15 protein-coding genes and 1 pseudogene are annotated in these 20,380 nt (G+C 70.4%); 14 read left to right on the top strand and 2 right to left on the bottom strand.

Annotated elements, in window-relative coordinates; genetic code table 11:
• Positions 1-63: 63 nt before the first annotated feature.
• A complete protein-coding gene (purH, locus tag MX571_RS18460; protein WP_247419595.1) occupies positions 64-1,680 on the top strand; it encodes a bifunctional phosphoribosylaminoimidazolecarboxamide formyltransferase/IMP cyclohydrolase in 1,617 nt (538 codons plus the stop codon).
• Between the two features lie 34 nt (positions 1,681-1,714).
• Here purH and MX571_RS18455 read toward each other — a convergent pair whose 3' ends face one another.
• On the bottom strand, positions 1,715-2,059 hold the full coding sequence (locus MX571_RS18455) for a hypothetical protein (RefSeq protein ID WP_247419590.1): 345 nt from the start codon (positions 2,057-2,059) through the stop codon (positions 1,715-1,717).
• A 121-nt stretch (positions 2,060-2,180) separates the two neighbouring features.
• Here MX571_RS18455 and MX571_RS18450 point away from each other — a divergent pair, with 121 nt between their 5' ends.
• The 6 genes from MX571_RS18450 to MX571_RS18425 all read left to right on the top strand — a co-directional run bounded on the left by MX571_RS18450 (position 2,181) and on the right by MX571_RS18425 (position 8,378).
• Positions 2,181-2,777, top strand: coding sequence for a hypothetical protein (locus MX571_RS18450; protein WP_247419586.1), 597 nt, complete (start codon positions 2,181-2,183; stop codon positions 2,775-2,777).
• Positions 2,778-2,803: 26 nt separating this feature from the next.
• On the top strand, positions 2,804-5,263 hold the full coding sequence (folP, locus tag MX571_RS18445) for a dihydropteroate synthase (RefSeq protein ID WP_247419583.1): 2,460 nt from the start codon (positions 2,804-2,806) through the stop codon (positions 5,261-5,263).
• 98 nt (positions 5,264-5,361) lie between these two features.
• Entirely contained in the window at positions 5,362-5,553 is a 192-nt protein-coding gene (locus MX571_RS18440; protein WP_247419580.1) for a hypothetical protein, read from the top strand.
• Positions 5,554-5,592: 39 nt separating this feature from the next.
• Positions 5,593-6,306, top strand: a complete 714-nt coding sequence (locus MX571_RS18435; protein WP_247419577.1) for an ABC transporter ATP-binding protein — start codon at positions 5,593-5,595, stop codon at positions 6,304-6,306.
• The gene (locus MX571_RS18430; protein ID WP_247419575.1) at positions 6,306-7,547 is read left to right on the top strand and encodes an ABC transporter permease; all 1,242 of its coding nucleotides are present in this window, start codon (positions 6,306-6,308) and stop codon (positions 7,545-7,547) included. Before MX571_RS18435 ends, MX571_RS18430 begins: the two co-directional genes overlap by 1 nt.
• Before the next feature lie 156 nt (positions 7,548-7,703).
• On the top strand, positions 7,704-8,378 hold the full coding sequence (locus tag MX571_RS18425; protein WP_247419572.1) for a helix-turn-helix domain-containing protein: 675 nt from the start codon (positions 7,704-7,706) through the stop codon (positions 8,376-8,378).
• 84 nt (positions 8,379-8,462) lie between these two features.
• Here MX571_RS18425 and MX571_RS18420 read toward each other — a convergent pair whose 3' ends face one another.
• The gene (locus MX571_RS18420; RefSeq protein WP_247419546.1) at positions 8,463-9,674 is read right to left on the bottom strand and encodes a glycosyltransferase; all 1,212 of its coding nucleotides are present in this window, start codon (positions 9,672-9,674) and stop codon (positions 8,463-8,465) included.
• A gap of 298 nt (positions 9,675-9,972) precedes the next feature.
• Between MX571_RS18420 and proS the strand changes: the two genes are divergently transcribed.
• The 7 genes and pseudogenes from proS (at position 9,973) to MX571_RS18385 (ending at position 20,249) form a co-directional block, all read left to right on the top strand.
• Entirely contained in the window at positions 9,973-11,439 is a 1,467-nt protein-coding gene (gene proS / locus MX571_RS18415; RefSeq protein WP_247419543.1) for a proline--tRNA ligase, read from the top strand.
• 135 nt (positions 11,440-11,574) lie between these two features.
• Positions 11,575-16,062, top strand: coding sequence for a glutamate synthase large subunit (gene gltB / locus MX571_RS18410; protein WP_247419540.1), 4,488 nt, complete (start codon positions 11,575-11,577; stop codon positions 16,060-16,062).
• Between the two features lie 92 nt (positions 16,063-16,154).
• Entirely contained in the window at positions 16,155-16,928 is a 774-nt protein-coding gene (locus MX571_RS18405) for an MBL fold metallo-hydrolase (protein ID WP_379750522.1), read from the top strand.
• 82 nt (positions 16,929-17,010) lie between these two features.
• The gene (locus MX571_RS18400; RefSeq protein WP_247419534.1) at positions 17,011-17,697 is read left to right on the top strand and encodes a hypothetical protein; all 687 of its coding nucleotides are present in this window, start codon (positions 17,011-17,013) and stop codon (positions 17,695-17,697) included.
• Positions 17,698-17,765: 68 nt separating this feature from the next.
• Positions 17,766-18,807, top strand: a pseudogene (locus MX571_RS18395) (NAD-dependent epimerase/dehydratase family protein).
• Between the two features lie 71 nt (positions 18,808-18,878).
• A complete protein-coding gene (locus MX571_RS18390; protein ID WP_247419532.1) occupies positions 18,879-19,856 on the top strand; it encodes an NAD-dependent epimerase/dehydratase family protein in 978 nt (325 codons plus the stop codon).
• Between the two features lie 42 nt (positions 19,857-19,898).
• Entirely contained in the window at positions 19,899-20,249 is a 351-nt protein-coding gene (locus tag MX571_RS18385; protein WP_247419520.1) for a MaoC/PaaZ C-terminal domain-containing protein, read from the top strand.
• Positions 20,250-20,380 lie beyond the last annotated feature (131 nt).

Genomic DNA, 20,380 nt, shown 5'->3' with positions numbered 1-20,380 from the left:
CGACAGCCACGTCCGTGTGGAAGAACCGACACCGCTTTCCCGTTCGCCCGGCGCGTCTCGCACATGCACATCGCCGGGATGGCGGGCAACCGAGGGCGCAACCTCCTGAACATCGCCGACCGTGCGCCGGGCGGCGCGGAGCTAGCAGTAATCGTCGCCACCGACGAAGACGCGCCGGTGCTGGACGCGGCCGCAGAACGCGGGATTCCCACCGAGACGGTCCCGCTCCGCGAGGGCGAGGACCGCCGCGACCACGAGCGCCGCGTCCTCGACGCCCTCGACGGCTACGAGTTCGACCTCGTCTGCCTCGACGGCTACATGCGCGTCCTGAGCGAGACGTTCCTCGACGCCGCGCCGACGACGCTGAACGTCCACCCCTCCCTCCTGCCGTCGTTCCCCGGGACGGACGCGTGGGGCGACGCACTCGACGCAGGCGCTCGGGTGACCGGCTGTACCGTCCACGTCGTCACGGACGCCGTCGACGAGGACGGCGAGGTCGTCGAGGGCGAGGTGGACGGCGGCCCCATCGTCACGCAGGAACCGGTGCCCGTCTACGAGGGCGACGACGCCGACGACCTGAAGCACAGGGTGCTCTCCGAGGGCGAGTTCCGGGCGTACCCCCGCGCCGTCCGCTGGTTCGCCGAGGACAGCGTTACCGTCGCGGAGGATGGCAGCGTGACCGTCGAGGGCGACGAGGGCGGTACCTTCCCGGTCCGCGACCTCGCCTCGGCAGACCGCGCCGAGACGCTTCGCTACGGCGAGAACCCGCATCAGGACGCCGCGCTGTACGCGACGCCGACCGACGAGGCGAGCGTCGTCCACGCCGACCAGTTGAACGAGGGTGCGAAGGGGATGGGCTACAACAACTACAACGACGCCGACGCGGCGCTGGACATCGTCAAGGAGTTCGACGCGCCCGCCGCCGCCGTCATCAAGCACACCAACCCCGCCGGGTGTGCCACGGCCGAGAAGCTCGCCGACGCCTACGCCGACGCGCTCTCGACGGACCCGATGAGCGCCTTCGGCGGCATCGTCGCGCTCAACCGCGAGTGCGACGCGGCCACCGCCGAGCGAGTCGTCGACTCGTTCAAGGAGGTGTGCGTCGCCCCCGGCTACTCCGAGGATGCACTGGGCATCCTCCGCGAGAAGGAGAACCTCCGGGTCCTCGACTGTGGTTCCCTCGACACGCCCGACGAGGAGCGCGAGGAGTTCACCGTCAAGCCCGTCACCGGCGGGCGACTCGTCCAGGAGCGCGACGACCAGCGCCTCACCCGTGAGGACCTGACGTTCGTCACCGAGCGCGAACCGAGCGAAGAGCAGGTCGAGACGATGCTGTTCGCGTGGCAGGTCGCCAAGCACGTCAAGTCCAACGCCATCGTGTTCGCCGACGGCACGGAGACGGTCGGCGTCGGGATGGGGCAGGTCTCCCGCGTCGACGCGGTCCGCCTCGCCGCGATGAAGGCCGATGAACACGCCGAGGGCAAGGACGCGCAGGGCGCGGTGATGGCCTCGGACGCGTTCTTCCCGTTCCCTGACGGGGTCGAGGAGGCCGCCGAGGCGGGTATCGAGGCCGTCGTCCAGCCGGGCGGGAGCGTCAACGACGACGACGTCATCGAGACGTGCGACGAACTCGGCGTCGCGATGGCGTTCACCGGTAACAGGTGTTTTAAGCACGACTGACGCCGGAACAACAGGAGAACGGTCGGTTCGCTACTCAGCCCTCGTAGCCGCCGTGCAACCCGTCGTCGGGGAAGCACTCGCCGAGTCCGTGAATCATGTTGATGGTGTCCTTCTTCGTCTGCGGGTCGAGGTCCTCCAGGGTGTCTATCTCTTCGAGCGCCCGGCGAAGCAGCGGGAGGCTGAGGCGCTGGTCGAGGTGCGCGACCGGGAGATAGAGGTCGTCGAAGTCCTCTGGCGGGATGTCCGACGTCGACAGCAGGAAGTAGTCGTCGATGTCCGCCATATCGTCCGTCGCGAACTCCTTCTCCTGGTACGGCATGTCCGGCGAGTCGTTCGTCGTTCCGCGGATCGACGGCACGTGGAGCGTGTACTCTGTCATCCGCTCTGGCCGACTCGCGGTCCCGGTGTGTGGCTGTTGCTTGCCAGTCTCGCCGAACCGTCGCTCAGCGGCGCGGACACGCCGCAGCGGGTTTGGTCCCGGCCGCCGACGGTCGACGTGCATGCTCCCCGCGCTGGCCGTCGGCCTCGTCGTCCTCCCCTACGCGACGCTGTGGGTCAGCCGGAGCGGGCGCGTTCGGGCGGGAGCGCTGACCGTCGCTCGCCAGGGGTGGCACACGCTCCTCGCGCTGGCCGGCGTGAGCGTCGGGTTGCTGGCGCTCGGTACCGCTGGCGGTGTGGGACCCGCGATACCGCTCGTTGTGGCGTGGGCCGCCGCACTGCTCGGCGTCGTCGCGTACGCCCACGTCGACCTGTTCGTCGCCGCGGCGGCGATGCGAACCTACCCCGACGACCGGGCGTTGCACTACGACCTCGCGGCTCCCCGGACGTGGGCGGCGACGAGCGCCCGCATCGTCTCGGCGTGGGGCGTCGTGATGCGCCGTCACGGGTGGCTGTTGCCCGCGTTCCTGCTGGCCTGCGTGCTGTTCGCGCTCGGTCCCTCGGTCCTCGGCGGCGTCGGGGTGGCCTGGTGGCTGGCGCTCGCCGCCGACGCGCTGGTGCTGGGGGTGTGCTGTCTCCCGTTCCCGCGGCTGGTCGCGCTCCCGGCCGAGTTCACGGACGGGACACAGTCAGGGAAATCCCGTACTTCGATAGGCTAAAACCGCCACCGTGCACACTCGGAGGCATGGAGTACCACGAGGCCGCGAACTTCCTCTTCGACCTGCGCCGGTACCCGTCGCGTGAGGGCCTCGACGCGACGCGCGCGCTCTGCGACTCTCTCGGGAACCCACAGGACGACCTCGTCTGCGTCCAGATAGCCGGGTCGAACGGGAAGGGCTCGACCGCGCGGATGGTCGAGCGCACGCTGCGCGAGGCGGGGCTCGACGTGGGGCTGTTCACCTCTCCACATCTCTCCGACCTCCGCGAACGCGTCCGCGTGAACGGCCGGAAGGTGACGAAGCGGGCGGTGTGCGAGTACACCGACGCCGTCCGGGAGCACGTGCTGGACGCCGCCGCAGAGGGCGACTGCCCGACGTTCTTCGAGTCGACGACCGTCCTCGCGCTGTGGGCGTTCGCGCGGGCCGAGGTGGACGTGGCGGTCCTCGAAGTCGGCATCGGCGGGCGCTACGACGCCACGAGCGTGGTGGACCCGCTCGCGAGCGCCGTCACGAGCGTCACGCTCGAACACACCGAACTGCTGGGCGACACCGTCGCCGAGATCGCCCGCGACAAGGCGCAGGTCGCTGGTACGTCGCCGCTGGTCACGTCGACGACGGGCGACGCGCTGGCCGCAGTCCGCGACGAGGTCGAGGCGGTCGTCACCGTGGGCGGCGCGAGCGCCGACGTCCGCGCCCGCTACGAGGGCCGGGACGGGCTCTCGGGACGCGTCGCGCTCGACGGGCCGGACTGGTCGGTCGAGACGCGCCTCTCGCAGCTCGGCACGCACCAGGCCGCGAACGCGGGCGTCGCCGCAACGCTCTCGAGGCAGGTCGCCGAGGCGCTCGACGTCCCGCTGGACGAGGCGACGGTCGAGCGCGGCCTCGCGGGCGCGCACTGGCCCGGCCGGTTCGAAGTGATGAACCGCGACCCGTTGACGGTCCTCGACGGAGCGCACAATCCAGGTAGCTGCGAGTCGGTCGCCGCGACGCTCGCGGAGTTCGACTACGACGACCTCCACCTCGTGGTCGGCGCGATGAGCGACAAGGACCACGCCGGGATGGCCGCGGCGCTCCCCCGCGCCGACCACGTCTACACCTGCCGCGCGGACAACGAGCGCGCGGAGTCGCCCGCGGTCCTGGCCCGTGCGTTCGAGGCCAGCGGTCGGTCGGGCGAGGTACACGTCGGCGGGAACGTCCCCGACGCGCTGGCCGCCGCCCGGAGTGCGGCCGGTTCAGGCGACGCCGTGCTCCTCACCGGGTCGCTGTACGTCGTCGCGGAAGCGCGCGAGGAATGGGTGCGCCCGGAGATACCGAAGCGCGTCACCGGCCTCGACGAGGCCCGCGCGGCGCTCGAATCGGCCGACGTCACCGAGGGCGGCGTCCGGCGGATGCGAGGCGAGGGCGTCCACCGCGTCGTCAAGACGCGCGTCCGGCCGCGGCAGGCCCGCTACCTCAAGCAGGAGATGCTGTCGCTGGACGGCGAGTGTGCGGTCTCCGGGCTGTCGGCACAGGAGTACGACCCCGTCGACGTGGTCCTGATGGGGACGCTCGCGCAGTTCCGACGACTGCTGGAACGACTGGCCGACCAGCCCTACGGGCTCCAGCAGGTCGGCGAGCGACTCCGCGAGACGCTCGGTATCCGGACGGACGACCCGGAGTACCCGTGGGAGGCGGGGACGGCGGTGATGGGCATCATCAACGTCACGCCGGACTCGTTCCACGACGGCGGCGAGTACGACGCGCTCGACGAGGCACGGGAGCGCGCGGAGGCGATGGTCGAGGCGGGGGTCGACATCCTCGACGTCGGTGGGGAGTCGACCCGACCCGGCGCGGAGCCCGTGCCGGTCGAAGAGGAGATTCGGCGGGTCGTCCCGCTCGTCGAGGCGGTGGCCGACCTCGACGCGCTCGTCTCCGTCGACACGCGGAAGGCCGAGGTCGCCCGCGCTGCCCTCGACGCCGGTGCGGACATCATCAACGACGTGACGGGCCTCGACGACCCGGAGATGCGCGAGGTGGTCGCGGAGTACCGGCCACCGACCGTCGTGATGCACTCCATCGACGCGCCGGTCGACCCCGACACCGACGTCGAGTACGACGACGTCGTCGAGGACGTCGTCGAGCAGGTGCGAGAGCGCGTCCTGCTCGCGGAGAAGGCGGGCCTCGACCGGTCGCGCATCATCGTCGACCCCGGTCTCGGCTTCGGGAAGTCCCGCCACGAGAACTTCGAACTGCTGGACCGACTCGACGAGTTCCACGCGCTGGGCTGTCCGGTGCTCGTCGGCCACTCCCACAAGTCGATGTTCTCGCTCGTCGGCGAGGAGGGGGGCGACGCACCGGCCGGGACCGTCGCGGCCTCGGCGCTCGCCGCCGACCGTGGCGCGGACGTGATTCGCGTCCACGACGTACCCGAGAACGTCGTCGCGGTCCGGACCGCCCACGCGCTGGACGGGGCGATGGACGACGCCGGGAACGATGAGGGGCCGTGACGGACGTGGCTCACGGAAGCGTGCCCGTTCAGACGTGTCGACCGACCGACGGATGGCGGAGTCGTACAGTTTAAGTTTAGGCCATCCTAAACCCGTCTGTGACCCGCCCCCAGTCCGACCGTGACGACTCGGCCGACGCGAGTTCGACCGCGGGGGCGTCCGCCCCGGACAACGACGTTCGGACGACCGCGTGTTCGACCGCGCCGGGGCGGACGCTCCTCGTCGAGGAGGGAAACCGCGACGGCTGGATCTCGTCCGCACTCGTCGTTGACATCTCAGACTATCGGTAGTGAGCGAACCGTTATGCGGGCTGCTCGCCTGCTAGCGGTATGGCTGCCGTCTCCAACACATCCGTCGAGTCGGCCGTCTCGCTCCGCAACGTTCGGAAGCGGTACGACCTGAACGAACCCATCCTCGCGCTCGACGACGTCTCGCTCGACCTCCTCCGTGGCTCCTACACCGCCGTGATGGGACCGAGCGGGTCCGGGAAGAGCACCCTCATGAACGTCGTCGGACTGCTCGACACCCCGACCGAGGGCGACGTCGTCGTCGCCGGGACCGACGTGAGTACGCTCTCGGAGGACGAACGCACCGACCTGCGTGGCGAGGCGGTCGGGTTCGTCTTCCAGACGTTCAACCTCATGCCCCGGATGAGCGCGCTCGACAACGTCGCCCTCCCCATGGTGTTCGCGGGCGTCTCCCGCGACGACCGGGAGGCGCGCGCCCGCCACCTCCTCCGGCGCGTCGGCCTCGGCGACCGACTGGACCACCGACCCAGCGAACTCTCGGGCGGGCAGCGCCAGCGGGTCGCCATCGCCCGCGCACTGGCGAACGACCCCGAACTCCTCCTCGCGGACGAACCGACCGGGAACCTCGACTCCGCGACCAGCGCCGACGTGATGGCGCTGTTCGACGACCTCCACGCGGAGGGCAACACCGTCCTCCTGGTCACCCACGAACGCGCGGTGGCCGAACACGCCGACCGCATCGTGCACGTGCTCGACGGCCGGGTCGAGTACGTCGAGACGCTGGTGCGGTCCTGATGCAACTCGGCGAGTCGTTCTCGATGAGCATGAGTGCCATCAGAGCGCACAAACTCCGGTCGGGACTGACGGTGCTCGGCGTCGTCATCGGCGTCGCCGCGGTCATCACCTTCGTCACGCTCGGCGGTAGCCTCCAGGTCGGATTGCTCGGCGACATCGGCGGCGAGGGAGCGGCGAACGTCAACGTCTGGTCCGGCCCGGCCGACGCCGAAGGGCCGCCAGGCGCGGGCGCACAACCGGTGTTCACGAGCCACGACGTGCGCGAACTGGGCAGCCTCGACGGGGTCCGCGAGGTCGTTCCGCGCGGGTCGGTGCCGCTGGCGGCGGTGCGCGACGGCGACGACACCGTCGCCCTCCAGCAGGCGACCGCCTACGGCCGCGAGTACTTCACGGCCGAGGACTTCCGGGAGGGCCGGACCTTCAGACAGGGGACGAACGAGGTCGTCCTCAACCCGGCCGCCGCCAGCCTGTTCGAGGAGGACCTCTCGGCGGGCGACGCGGTGACGCTGACGCTGGCCGACGGCACCGAGGTCGACGTGCGGGTGGCCGGGGTGCTCGACACGTCCACCGCGCAGGACCCGTTCGAGGGGTTCAGCCAGGGGCCGCGCGTCTACGTCCCGACCGACCCGTTCTACCAGCGCGTCATCACCAGTCCCGCCACCGGCGACCCCGAACGCGTCTACCCGGCGGTGTTCGTCATCGCCGACGGACCCGAGGACGTCGAGGAGGTCCAAGCCAGAACGCTCGCGTACCTGACCGACGAGTCGGACGCCGCCACGCTCGTCCCGCCGAACGTCGAGTTCGTCGCCCAGACCAACGAGCAGTTGCTCGACCAGGTCCGAGAGATCCTCGACACGCTCACAGCGTTCGTCACGGGCGTCGCGGTCATCTCGCTCGTCGTCGGGGCCATCGGCATCGCCAACATCATGCTCGTCAGCGTCACCGAGCGCACCCGCGAAATCGGCATCATGAAGGCCGTCGGCGCGCGCGACCGGGACGTCCTCGGCCTGTTCCTCACCGAGGCCGTCGTCCTCGGTCTGGTGGGCGCGCTCGTCGGCACCGTCGTCGGTCTCCTCGCCGGGTACGCGGGGACGGTGTACGTCGACCTGCCGTTCGTCGTCCCGTGGGAGTGGGGCGTCGTCGCCGTCGCGGTCGGTCTCCTCGTCGGCGTCGGGGCGGGCCTCTACCCCGCCTGGAACGCGGCCCGGACCGACCCCATCGACGCACTTCGCTACGAGTGACGGGGTCCGTCCGCGGTTCGACACGCCGTCGGGTGCCGTCGACCGTCCTCGTGACTGTCTACCGATAGTTCCCGCGAGGCACGCTGTCACTCGCTGGATTGGCCAGCAGTTAAAAGGGAGGTCGTCGTGCATACGTTTACGACTCAATCCGCCACGATGATACTCGTCGAATTCACCCTCGACCATCCGATTCTCCGGGAGGCGCTCCGCTCTGCCCCCGAGACGCGTCTCGTCTGGGAACAGTCACACCGACTCGACGACGGTGGACAACACGTCGTCGTCTGGGCGGAGGGTGCGGACGTCGACGCGTTCGAGGACGCCCTCGACGGCGACCCGTCGGTCACGGAGTTCGACTGTGCGGCGGAGACCGGTCAGCGCCGACTCTACCAGATCGTCCTCTCCGCGGAGAGCACCTCCATGAGCGTCTACCCGGCGCTGGTCGAGGAGGCGAGCATCATCGAGCATCTGTCGGCGAGCAGCGAGGGGTGGCAGTTCCGGGTCGCGTTCCCCGGCCGGGACTCCCTCGACGAGTTCCGCGACTTCTGCGAGGAACACGACCTGCGGTACGAGGTCAGCCGCATCTACGAGCAACCGGGCGGCCCCGACGACGACCACCGGACGTTCGGCCTGACGGAGAAACAGCGCCACCTGCTGGAGATGGCGACCCGCCAGGGTTACTTCGACGTCCCGCGACGCATCGGTCTGGAGGAACTCGCCGCCGAGGCCGACATCTCCCACCAGGCCGCCTCGGAGCTCCTCAGGCGGGCGCAGGCGACGCTGAACCGTCGTGCGCTCGGGTTCGAGGACTCCGACGAGGACGCTTCGGCCTGACGACGGACGAACGACGGGGACTCGATGGCAGGGACCGACGCCAACTCCTCTCGCGCGTGTAGCTCCACGGTCGACGCAGGAGCGCTACTCCTCGCCCGACTCCCGGTAGAACTCGACGTACTCCTCGACGATTCGCTCCCAGTCGTAGCGTCGCAGTTTCGGGTCGACGGTCCGGCGCTCCATCTCGCCCGCCTCCCTGATGGCGTCCTCTATCTCCTCGGGCGTCGTGACGCGGAACCCCCGGTCGTGGTCGACCAGCAGTTCGTGGGCGCTGGAGGCGGCCTGGTACTCCACGACGCCGACGCAGCCACAGGCGAGTGCCCACAGCAACTCCCGCGCGAACCACTCCCGGGCGCGCGTCTGGACGAAGACGTGTGCACCGCGGTAGTGCGCGAGTCGCTCGTCGCGGTCCATCCCGTCGGCGACGGTCACCCGGTCGGCGATGCGGAGGTCCGAGAGCTGTCGGTCGACGGCCGCCCGCGGCGACGGCTCGGCGTCGTCGTCCGTGGCCGATTGGCCGTCCGCTTCGGCCGTACTCTCCGTCCCGCCGTCGCTCCTCGCCTCGTTCGTGTCCGGAACGGCGTCGTCGTCCGGCGACCGCCCCTGAGTGGGGGTCGGCGTACTCCTGTTCTGGGTGCCCTCTGTCGCGGTGTCGACGAGGAGCGCCGACCAGTCGCGCCGTCTGAGTTCCGCCAGCGAGAGCAGGAGGGCGTCGAGGTTCGCGTACTCGTCGAGCGGCGTCGCGGCCACCACGTCGTACGAGCCGACCGGGTCGACGCGCTCGACGCGCTCGAAGTCGATGGCCTGCGGAATCGTCCGCACTCGGCGCTCCGGCGTTCCGGCCTTCCGGGCGCGAGTGCCGACCAGGCTCGACGGGACGGCCACGCCGTCGGGTGCTCTGGCCGCGCGCCCTTCGAGACGGCCGGACGGCACCTCGTGGCCCTCCCAGCCGACGACGAGCGGCGCTCCGGCGAGTCGTGCGCCCTGCTTGGCGGCGACCACCGCGCTCGCCGGCGTCGGCGCGGCGTGGACCACGTCGGGCCGCGCCGCGGCGACGAGGACCGGGAGGCGCGCCGTGAACGCCGCCTTCGCCGGCGCGACGGTCACCGCTCGATAGGTGACGCCGTCGCGCCGGAGCGTCGAGGCATAGCCGTCCCAGAACTGCGTGCAGAACACCGTCACCTCGTGGCCGGCCGCCGACTGACGTTCGGCGAGGCGACGCGTCAACTCCATCTCGCGGGCGGGGGCCAGCGAGCGCCAGTCGCGCGTGTGGGTCACGACGATGGCGATATTCATACCCGCGCTGGGTCGCCTCGCGACATGAATCCCCGGGTGTCCGTTGCTGCGAGGCACGGACACGCCGTCAGAATCACGCGTCGACTCGTCGCGCCACACCGACTCACACCTTCGCCGACTATATCACGTCGTCCGGCTATCGTTGGAGTATGACCGAGCGTCGGACCGGGTTCGCCGCGATGCGAGCCACCGCCACGCTCACCCAATCGCCGCCGGGTGGCTCCTGAGCCACCTCTCTCCTTCTCACGCCCCCGACGAAACGCACCGCGTTTAAGCGACCCGCAAATCACCAGTACGTATGAGCGACGAGACACAGGAACTCGGCATCACCGAGTCGAAGGAGCACAGCACCGGCGAGTGGTACGCCGAAGTGGTACAGAAAGCAGGCCTCGCGGACTACGCCCCGATGGGCGGGTTCATCGTGACCCGACCCCGCGGCTACGCCCTCTGGGAGGGCCTCCAGAACCACCTCGACGGCTGGTTCAAGGAGACGGGCGTCCAGAACGCCTACTTCCCCATGCTCATCCCCGAGAGCTACCTCGAAGCCGAGAAGGACATCGTCGAGGGGTTCGACCCCGAGGTGGCGTGGGTGACCCACGGCGGCCACGAGGAACTCGAAGAGCGACTGGCGGTCCGTCCCACCAGCGAGTCCATCATCACGCCGTTCATGAGCCAGTGGGTCCGGAGCCACCGCGACCTGCCCATGCGCCTGAACCAGTGGTGTTCGGTGATTCGGTGGGAGGCGACGGACACGAAGCCGTTCTTCCGCACGAAGGAGTTCCTCTGGCAGGAGGGCCACACCGCCCACCGCGACGAGGAGGGTGCCTGGGACGAGACGATGACCCGCCTCGACCAGTACGAACGCCTCTACGAGGAGGTGCTGGCGCTCTCCGTCCTGCGCGGGCGGAAGCCCGCCCACGACAAGTTCCCCGGCGCGGACACCACCACCAGCGTCGAGGCGCTGATGCCCGACGGGAAGTCCGTGCAGGGCGGCACCTCCCACTACCTCGGCACCTCGTTCGCGGAGGCGTACGACGTCACCTACGCCGACGAGGACGAGGAGGACCAGCTTGCCCACACCACCTCGTGGGGGCTGTCGTGGCGCGCGCTCGGGGCGCTCATCATGAGCCACTCCGACGACCAGGGTCTCGTCCTGCCTCCCTCGCTCGCCCCCGAGCAGGTCGTCGTCGTCCCCATCTGGCAGGAGGACACCCGCGATGCGGTGCTCGACTACTGTGAAGAGCTGACGGCGGACCTCGAAGCGGCGGGGCTGAGCGTCGAACTCGACGACCGGGACGAGCGCAACCCCGGCTTCAAGTTCAACGAGTGGGAGCTGAAGGGCGTCCCCCTGCGCATCGAGGTCGGCCCCAACGAGGTCGACGACGAGGAGGTCACGCTCGTCCACCGCCCCGACGGCGAGAACGAGGTCGCCGACCGTGCCGACCTCGAAACCGCCGTCACGGACGCGCTCGACACGGTCCACGCCAAACTGTACGCCGCCAGCGAGGAGCGACTGGAGGAGGAGGTCCGCGAGGCCCACGGCCGGTCCGAGATCCTCGGGACCATCGGCCAGCACGGCGGCTACGTCAAGACCGGGTGGTGCGGGAAGGAGGAGTGCGAGACGGAGATCAAGGACCAGATAGCAGCGGAGATCGTCGCCATCCCCATGGAGGACGACGAGGAACACGAGACCCCCATCCACGACACCTGCGGCGTCTGTGGGGAGCCCAGCGAGACGACGGCGTACTTCGCCAGGACCTACTGACGCCGCGACCGACTACTCCCGGCTTCCGGGGGAGAGTCCATCACGGAAGCTCATCTTAAGGACCTATTATCTCTTACTCACGTCCTATTACCTTCAGGGAGAGCCTTTTCAGTAGCAGGTGACAGACGTTGTCACATGACTGGGAATCTACGAAGTGTCGCGAGCGGCGGCGGCCTCGCTCCGCCGGACGACGAACGGGCGAACTGCGGTGTCGGCGTCGTGATGGACCTGGGCGGGGGCAGTTCTCACGACGTCGTCTCCGACGCGCTCGAACTGCTGACGAATCTCGAACACCGCGGCGCGACGGCCGACGACACCGGCGACGGGGCGGGCATCATGCTCCAGACGCCGCGCGCGTTCTTCGACGACGCGTTCGGCGGACTCCCCGAGCAGTCCGCAGTCGGCACGCTGTTCCTGCCGAAGAGCGACGAGGACCGAGCGCGCGCCCGGACGCTGTTCGAGGAGAGCGTCGCGGCCCACGGCCTCTCCGTCGTCGACTGGCGCGAGGTACCGACCGAGAACGAGGGTATCGGCGAGACGGCGCTGAACTCGGAACCGTCGGTGTGGCAGGCCGCGGTCGCCGCCGTCGACGAGGTGGACGACGCCGCGTTCGACCGCCGCCTCTACGTCGCCCGGAACGCGTTCGAGGGGCGGGTCGACGACACCTCGCTCGACACCGAACGCTGTTACGTCTGCTCGCTCGACCGGCAGGTCGTCGTCTACAAGGGGATGCTCACCGCGGAGGGACTCCGCGGCTACTACCCCGACCTGCGCGACGAGCAGGTCGTCTCGAACTTCGCGATGGTCCACGCCCGCTTCTCGACGAACACCCTCGGGAAGTGGCACCTCGCGCACCCCCATCGACGGGTCATCCACAACGGCGAGTTCAACACGCTCCAGGGGAACGTCAACTGGATGCGGGCGCGGGAGGCCAACATCGAACACCCCGACTTCTCCGACGACGAGGTGGACGAACTCCGACCCGTCGTCGACCCCGAGGCGTCGGACACGGCGTGTCTCGACGCGTCGCTCGAACTCCTGCTCGAAGGCGGCCGCGACCTCCCCCACGCCCTGCGGATGCTCGTCCCCGAGGCGTGGCGCAACGAGGAGACCGGCGTCACCGGCGACCGACGGGACTGGTACGACTACCACGCCTCCATCATGGAGCCGTGGGACGGCCCGGCGTTCGTCGCCGCGACGGACGGCGAACGGGTCGGGGCGGTGCTCGACCGCAACGGTCTGCGCCCGTGTCGCTACGACGTGCTGGAGAACGACCGACTCGTCCTCGCGAGCGAGGTGGGCGCGCTCGACTACCCCGCCAGCGAGGTGAAGGAGCGCGGCCGTCTCTCGCCGGGACAGCTGTTCCTCGCCGACCCGAACGAGGGCCGCGTCGTCCCCGACGAGGAGGCGTTCGCGGACCTCGTCGACGACCGCTACGGCGAGTGGGTCCGCGACGAGCAGGTCCACCTCCCCGAGGGCGAGACGGTGACGAGCCTCGACCCCGTCGACGACCTGCGCACCCACCAGACGCTCCACGGCTACAGCCAGGACGAACTCGACGAACTGATCGAACCGATGGCCCGCGACGGGAAGGACCCGGTCGGGTCGATGGGCGACGACACGCCGCTCGTCGGCCTGGAGAACGAGGACCGACCGCTGGCGAGCCACTTCCGACAGGGGTTCGCGCAGGTCACCAACCCGCCGCTGGACTACCTCCGCGAGGACCTCGTCACCTCGCTGGAGTGTCGGCTCGGCCACCAGCGCAACCTGCTGGCGGAGACGCGCGAACACGCCCGGCAGGTCGTCCTCGACTCGCCGGTGCTCTCGGACGCCGAACTGGCCGACCTGAAGGGACTCGACGGTGACCTCACGACCGAGGTGCTCGACACGACGTTCGACGTCGGGACCGACCTGGAGACGGCCGTCGCGGACCTCCGCGAGCGGGCGACGGCCGCCACCGACGACGCCGACGTCGTCGTGCTCTCGGACCGCTCCGTGGGGGCGGACCGCGTCGCGATTCCCAGTCTGCTCGCGACCAGCGCGGTCCACCACCACCTCGTCCGGGAGGGGACGCGCGAACACGTCGGCCTCGTCGTCGAGTCCGGCGACGTGCGCACCGTCCACCAGTTCGCGACGCTCATCGGTCACGGGGCGGGCGCGGTCTGCCCGTACCTCGCCGCCCAGACGGTCGAGGACATCGTCGCGGGGCCGGACGGCGCGGACCCCGAGGAGGCGGTCGAGGCGTACCACCACGCGCTGGAACACGGCCTGATGAAGACGATGGCCCGCCTCGGCATCTCGACGGTCGAGAGCTACCGCGGCGCGCAGACGTTCGAGGCGGTCGGTCTCGACGGCGGCTTCGTCGCCGAGTACTTCGAGGGGACGCCCGCTCGCACGGGCGGCTTCGACCTGACGGACGTCGAGGAGCAGGTCCGGGAACGACACGACCTGGCCGTCACCGAACCGGAACTGGAGCGGCAGGGCGAGTTCGCCCACCGCAAGACGGGGATGCGCCACGACTGGAACCCCGAGACGGTCGGCACGCTCCAGCAGGCCGTACGGAACGGCGACGAGGAGCAGTACGCGGAGTTCGCCGACCTGGCCGACCGCGACGCGGAACGCGGGACGCTCCGCGGCCGACTGGCGTTCGACGGCGAGAACGACCCGATTCCGGTCGAGGAGGTCGAACCCGTCGCGGACATCGTCCAGCGGTTCTCGACGGCCGCGATGAGCCTCGGCAGCCTCTCGCCGGAGATGCACGAGACGAACGCCATCGCGATGAACTGGCTCGGCGGGAAGTCCAACACCGGCGAGGGCGGCGAACCGCCCGAGCGGTTCGACACGCCCCGCGAGTGCAACGTGAAGCAGGTCGCCTCCGGCCGCTTCGGCGTCACTGCGGCGTACCTCGCGAACGCCGAGGAGATACAGATCAAGATGGCCCAGGGGTCGAAACCCGGCGAGGGCGGTCAGCTACCGGGCTCGAAGGTCAACGAGTACATCGCCCACGTCCGGTGTTCGACGCCGGGCGTCGGCCTCATCTCGCCGCCGCCGCTCCACGACATCTACTCCATCGAGGACCTGAAACAGCTCATCTTCGACCTGAAGGCCATCAACCCGGAGGCGGACGTCAACGTGAAACTCGTCGCCGGGTCGGGCATCGGCACCATCGCGGCGGGCGTCGCGAAGGCCGGCGCGGACTCGGTTCACATCTCGGGACACTCCGGGGGGACCGGCGCGTCGCCGAAGACGAGCATCAAGCACGCCGGCCTGCCGTGGGAACTCGGCGTCGCCGAGGCGAACCAGATGCTCCGGCACACCGGCCTGCGCGACCGCATCCGCGTCTCGACGGACGGCGGGCTGAAGACCGGTCGCGACGTGGCCGTCGCCGCCGCACTCGGGGCCGAGGAGTACGTGTTCGGAACCGCGTCGCTCGTCACCGCGGGCTGCGTGATGGCCCGGAAGTGCCACGCCAACACCTGTCCGGTCGGCGTCGCAACCCAGCGCGAGGAACTGCGGGCGCGGTTCCCCGGTCACCCGGACCACGTCGTCAACTACATGACGTTCATCGCGGAGGACCTCCGGCAGTACCTCGCGGACCTCGGCCTGCGGAGCGTCGACGAACTCGTCGGCCGGGTCGACCTACTGAAACAGCGCGAGGACCAGCAGGTCGACAACCGCGCGGCGCTCGACTGCTCGGCGCTGCTCGCCGAGTCCTCGGGCCCGCGCCGCAAGACGACCGAGCAGTTCGAGGACGAGCGGTTCGACGACGACCTGCTCCCCCAGATGCGACCCGCGCTCGACCGGGCCGAGAACGTCACCATCGACCGCGAGGTGGCGAACACCGACCGCGCCGTCGGGTCGACGCTCTCGTACCACGTCGCGAAGCAGCACGGTCCCGAGGGACTGCCCGACGGGACCGTCGACGTGGACCTGCACGGCGTCGCGGGACAGAGCTTCGGGGCGTTCCTCGCCAGCGGCCTCTCGCTGCACCTCACCGGTACCGCGAACGACTACGTCGGGAAGGGGCTCTCGGGCGGCCGCATCGTCGTCGAGACGCCCCACGACGCGGCGTACAACCCGACCGAGGGCGTCGCCATCGGCAACGTCGCACTCTACGGAGCGACCGACGGCTCGCTGTACGTCAACGGCGTCGCCGGCGAGCGGTTCGCCGTCCGGAACTCCGGCGCGACCGCGGTCGTAGAGGGCGTCGGCGACCACGGCTGTGAGTACATGACCGGCGGCGTCGTCGCCGTCCTCGGGGAGACGGGTCGGAACTTCGCCGCCGGGATGTCCGGCGGCCTGGCGTACGTCTACGACCCCGACGGGACCTTCACCGACGACGTCAACCCCGGGATGGTCACCTGCGAGCGGTCGCTCGACGAGCGCGACGAACAGCTGCTCCGCCGGCTGGTGGAGAACCACCGCACGTACACCGACTCGGCGCGCGCCGAGGAGCTGCTGGCGGACTGGGACGCCGCGCTCGCCGACTTCGTGAAGGTCGTCCCCGACCCGTACGCGGACGTGGTCGCGGAGAACGAGGAGTTCGACGTCCGCCGCGAGATGCCCGCCGCCGCGACGTCCGGCAGCGAGAACCGGCAGGCACTGAGCGGCGCGTCCGACTGAAGGTCGAGCGGGCGACAGCCCTGCCGTCGTCTCCGCCCGTCCGCCCGTCCACTCGTCCACTCTGCCGCCGTCACAACCGGTTTCCTCCCGGCGTGCGAGACGAGAGCATGGCCTCGGTCACACTCGTCCGACACGCGACACTGCTTCTCGACGTCGACGGCACTCGACTGCTCGTGGACCCGATGCTGAGCGACGCGGGTGCGAACCCACCTATCGAGGGGTCGTCGAACGACCGGCGGAACCCGCTGGTCGACCTGCCCGCGGACACCGACTGGGACGGCGAGTTCGAGGACGTCGACGCGATGGTCGTCACGCACCTCCACCAGGACCACCTCGACGACCCCGCCCGCGAGCGGTTCGGCGACGCCGACCTGCCGGTGTTCTGCCAGCCGGAGGACGAGTCGAGCCTCGCGGAGACGTTCGACGACGTGCGCGTGGTCGAAGAAGAGGCGTCGTTCGACGGCCTCACCCTCACCCGGACGCCCGCCCGGCACGGCCACGGCGAGTGGGCCGAGCGGATGGCTCCCGTCTGCGGGTTCGTCGTCGGTACGGACGACGAGCGGGTGTACCTCGCTGGCGACACCGTCTGGTACGACGCCGTAGAGGCGACCCTCGACGACCACGACCCGACGGCCGTCGTCGTCAACGCGGGCGCGGCGCAGTTCACCGAGAGCAGGCCCATCACGATGGCCGCAGAGGACGTCGCCGAGGTGTGTGACCATACCGACGCACCCATCGTCGCCGTCCACATGGAGGCCATCAACCACTGCCTGCTGACCCGCGACGACCTGACCGACGCGCTCGCGGAGGCGGACCACGCCGAACAGGTGACGATACCCGACGACGGCGAGACGGTCGAGCTGTAGCCCGGTCGAGGCGTCCGGCGGGGACGTCGCCGGTGACTGCGCAAGCACGGAGCGTATTCCTCGCGTCCGACACCTACTGGTGATGGAACTGCCAGACTCGCTCTCGGGAGTGACGGAATCGGCGAGCGACCGGGCCGCCGAGGCGCGGGAGTCCCTCTCGGCGGGTGCCGCCGACGCGTCGGTCGCGGCGGCGGAGACGGCCGCGGCGGCGAAGGCGGCCGCGACGACCGCTCGCAACCGCGCGGCCGACGAGGTGCCCGCCCGACTCCCCGAGGAGGCACCGGACCCGGCGACCCTCGCCGCGACGGCGCGGTCGTACTCGATTCCGACCGACCGTCTGCTGACCGACCCCGCCGAGCTCGGACCGGCAGCGCGCGCGTTCGGCGTCCGGGCGCTCGGTCTCGTCCAGACCGTCGACATCGAGGAGACCTACCGCTTCGGGAAACGCGGGTTCGAGTACGGCGGCACGTACGGCCGGTACGTCCCGTTCGGGGCTGCGCTGCCGTACGTCGGTCTGCTGGCGGGTCTCGGTGCGGGCGTCCTCGACAGCACCGACGTCGTCTCGGCGGAGACGCTGCTCGGTCTCACCGAGTACGCGCCGGCGGCCGTCCAGCGACTGCTCGAAGCGGGCGCGGCGGAACGGGCCGACGCGGGTGCGTCGGCGCTCACGGACGGCGTCGACGCGCTCGACGGCGCGACGGAGACCGTCGACCAGCAGACGGCCTCGGACCTCACCGAGATGGACTACGACGAGTTCGCCGACCGGTAGGCCGTCGTCGGTGGGACGCGGACGCGACGACTCGCACACTTTTCTCCGCGCCCCGCCACGCTCCGTCCATGCCCACCGCACTCACCGTCGGCGGGACGCGGTTCATCGGCCGCCACACCGTCGCGCAACTGCTCGCCAGCGGCTACGACGTGACGACCGTCACCCGTGGCGAGAGCGACGACCCGTTCGCCGAGGAGGAGCGCGTCTCGAACGTCCAGGGCGACCGGAACGACCGCGAGACGCTCGACCGTGCCCGCGAGACGGCCGACCCGGACGTCGTCATTGACCTCTGTGCGTACCACCCGCGACAGGTCCGCGCGGCGACCGAGGCGTTCGCCGACTGCGACGCCTACGTCTACGTCTCCAGCGGCAGCGCCTACGCAGCGGGGGACGTCCCGCTCCGCGAGGACGAGACGCCCCTGCACGACTGCACCGACGAGCAGGCAGACGACGAGTCGATGGAGACGTACGGCCCGCGGAAGGCCGAGGGCGACCGCGCCGTCTTCGAGGCCGCGGCCGACGGCGTGAACGCGATGGCCGTCCGGCCGATGCTCGTCTACGGCCCCCACGACTACACCGAGCGCTACGCCTACTGGGTGGACCGCGTCGCGGAGTACGACCGCGTGCTCGTGCCCGGGGACGGCGGGGGCCTGTTCCACCGAGCGTACGTCGGCGACGTGGCCCGTGCGCTCCGCATCGTCGCCGAGGAGGGGGAGCCGGGCGAGGCGTACAACGTCACCGGAACGCTCCGCGTTCCGGTTGGCTCGTGAGAGCTTCGCTCTCACGAACGTCGCCGACCGCGACGCGATGACGCTCGAACGCTCGCTCGACCTGGCGGCCGAGGCGCTCGACGCGGACGTCGAGGTGGTCCACGCCAGCGAACACGACCTCGCGCGCAGCGACCTCGCACCCGACGACTTCCCGCTCTACACGCCGTCGCCGGCGCTCGCCGCGACCGGGAAGCTCCACGCGTTAGGCTGGGACTCGACGCCGCCCGAGGCGGCGGTCCGCGAGACCGCACGGTCTCACCGCGAGCGTGGCCTGACCGGCGAGGAGTACGACCCCGGCCGCGACCGCGAGGAGCAGGTCATCGCCGCGCTGACGGACTAGGTGGGGAGTCTCCCGCCGGTCTGGACCCCCGGAATCGCTACACGTTTCCCGCGTCCGGTGCACCGCCACGCATGGACTCGGTGCTCATCATCGGCGGCACGCGCTTCATCGGCCGCCCCACCGTCGAGGAGTTCCTCGACCACGGCTACGACGTGACCATCTTCAATCGGGGGAGCCACGAGAACCCGTTCGCCGAGAACGACGACGTGCGCCACGTCGAGGGCGACCGCACGACCGACTCGGCGCTCGAACGCGCCAAAATGGAGGTCGACCCCGACGTGGTGGTCGACTGCGTCGCCTACTACCCGAAGGACGTCCGCGCCGCGACCCAGATCTTCGCCGACTGCGACGCCTACGTCTACATCTCCTCGGGCGCGGCGTACGGCGTCGACGAAGCGCCGAAACGCGAGGACGACACGCCGCTCCACGACTGCACGCCCGACCAGGCGACCAGCGACGAGGACGAGACCTACGGCCCGCGGAAGGCCGAGGGCGACCGCGCCGTCTTCGCCGCCGCCGACCGGGGCGTCCGGGCGATGTCCATCCGCCCACCCATCGTGTTCGGTCCGCACGACTACACGCGCCGCTTCGACTACTGGATCGACCGCGTGAAGAACCACGACCGGCTGCTCGTCCCGTACTCCGAACTGCGCCACCTCGTCTACGTCGAGGACGTCGCGAGCGCGCTGCGGGTTATCGCCGAGGCGGGCGAGGCGGGCGAGGCGTACAACGTCGGGACGCACACGCTCCCGCTGTTGACCGAGTGGATAGACGCCATCGCCGAGGCGGTCGGCCGCGACGTGGAGACCGTCCGCGTCGGCGACCGGGAACTCGACGCCGTCGACCTCGCGCCCGACGAGTTCCCGCTGTACCTCGACTACCCGCACGTCCTCCCGACCGACAAACTCGAAGCGCTGGGCTGGGAGCCGACGGCCGTCGCCGAGTCCGTCGCGGAGACGGTCGCCGCCCACCCCGACGGCGAGGGCCGCGAGAACGGTCCGGACCGCGAGACCGAAGAGCGGATGCTTGGCGTACTGGACACGTTCTGAGGTCGGGAAAGCGTCTTCAGCCGCTGGCCGGTGTGGTCTACCGTGACACTGTACTTCGAGGACATCGAGGTCGGGCACAGCCGCGACTGCGGCAGCGTCACCGTGAGTTGCGAGGAACTGCTGTCGTTCGCTGAGCAGTTCGACCCGCAGCCCATCCACACCGACCCGGAGGCGGCCGCCGAGTCGATGTACGGCGGGCTCATCGCCAGCGGGTGGCACACCGCAGCGCTCTCGGCGCGCCTGCTCGTCGAGGGGTACATGAACGAGACCGCCAGTCTCAGCGGTCGCGGAATGGACGACCTGCGCTGGCACGCCCCCGTCAGACCCGGCGACACGCTCTCGGTCCGCGTCGAGGTGCCGACGCAGGCCACCACGACTCCGACCCGTCGATGAGTCAGACTCGCACCGGCGTGACGACGACGACCGGCGACGGCGAGACGGTGCCGACGATGGAGGGGCTGGTTCGGTCGAGCGTCGCGAGGCGTGACCCTCGTCTTCGGGGTGGCCAACCGGCACGACTCCGG

The organism is Halomarina salina (assembly GCF_023074835.1).
GTDB classification, from domain to species: domain Archaea; phylum Halobacteriota; class Halobacteria; order Halobacteriales; family Haloarculaceae; genus Halomarina; species Halomarina salina.
This window is presented reverse-complemented; position numbering and strand designations above follow the sequence as displayed.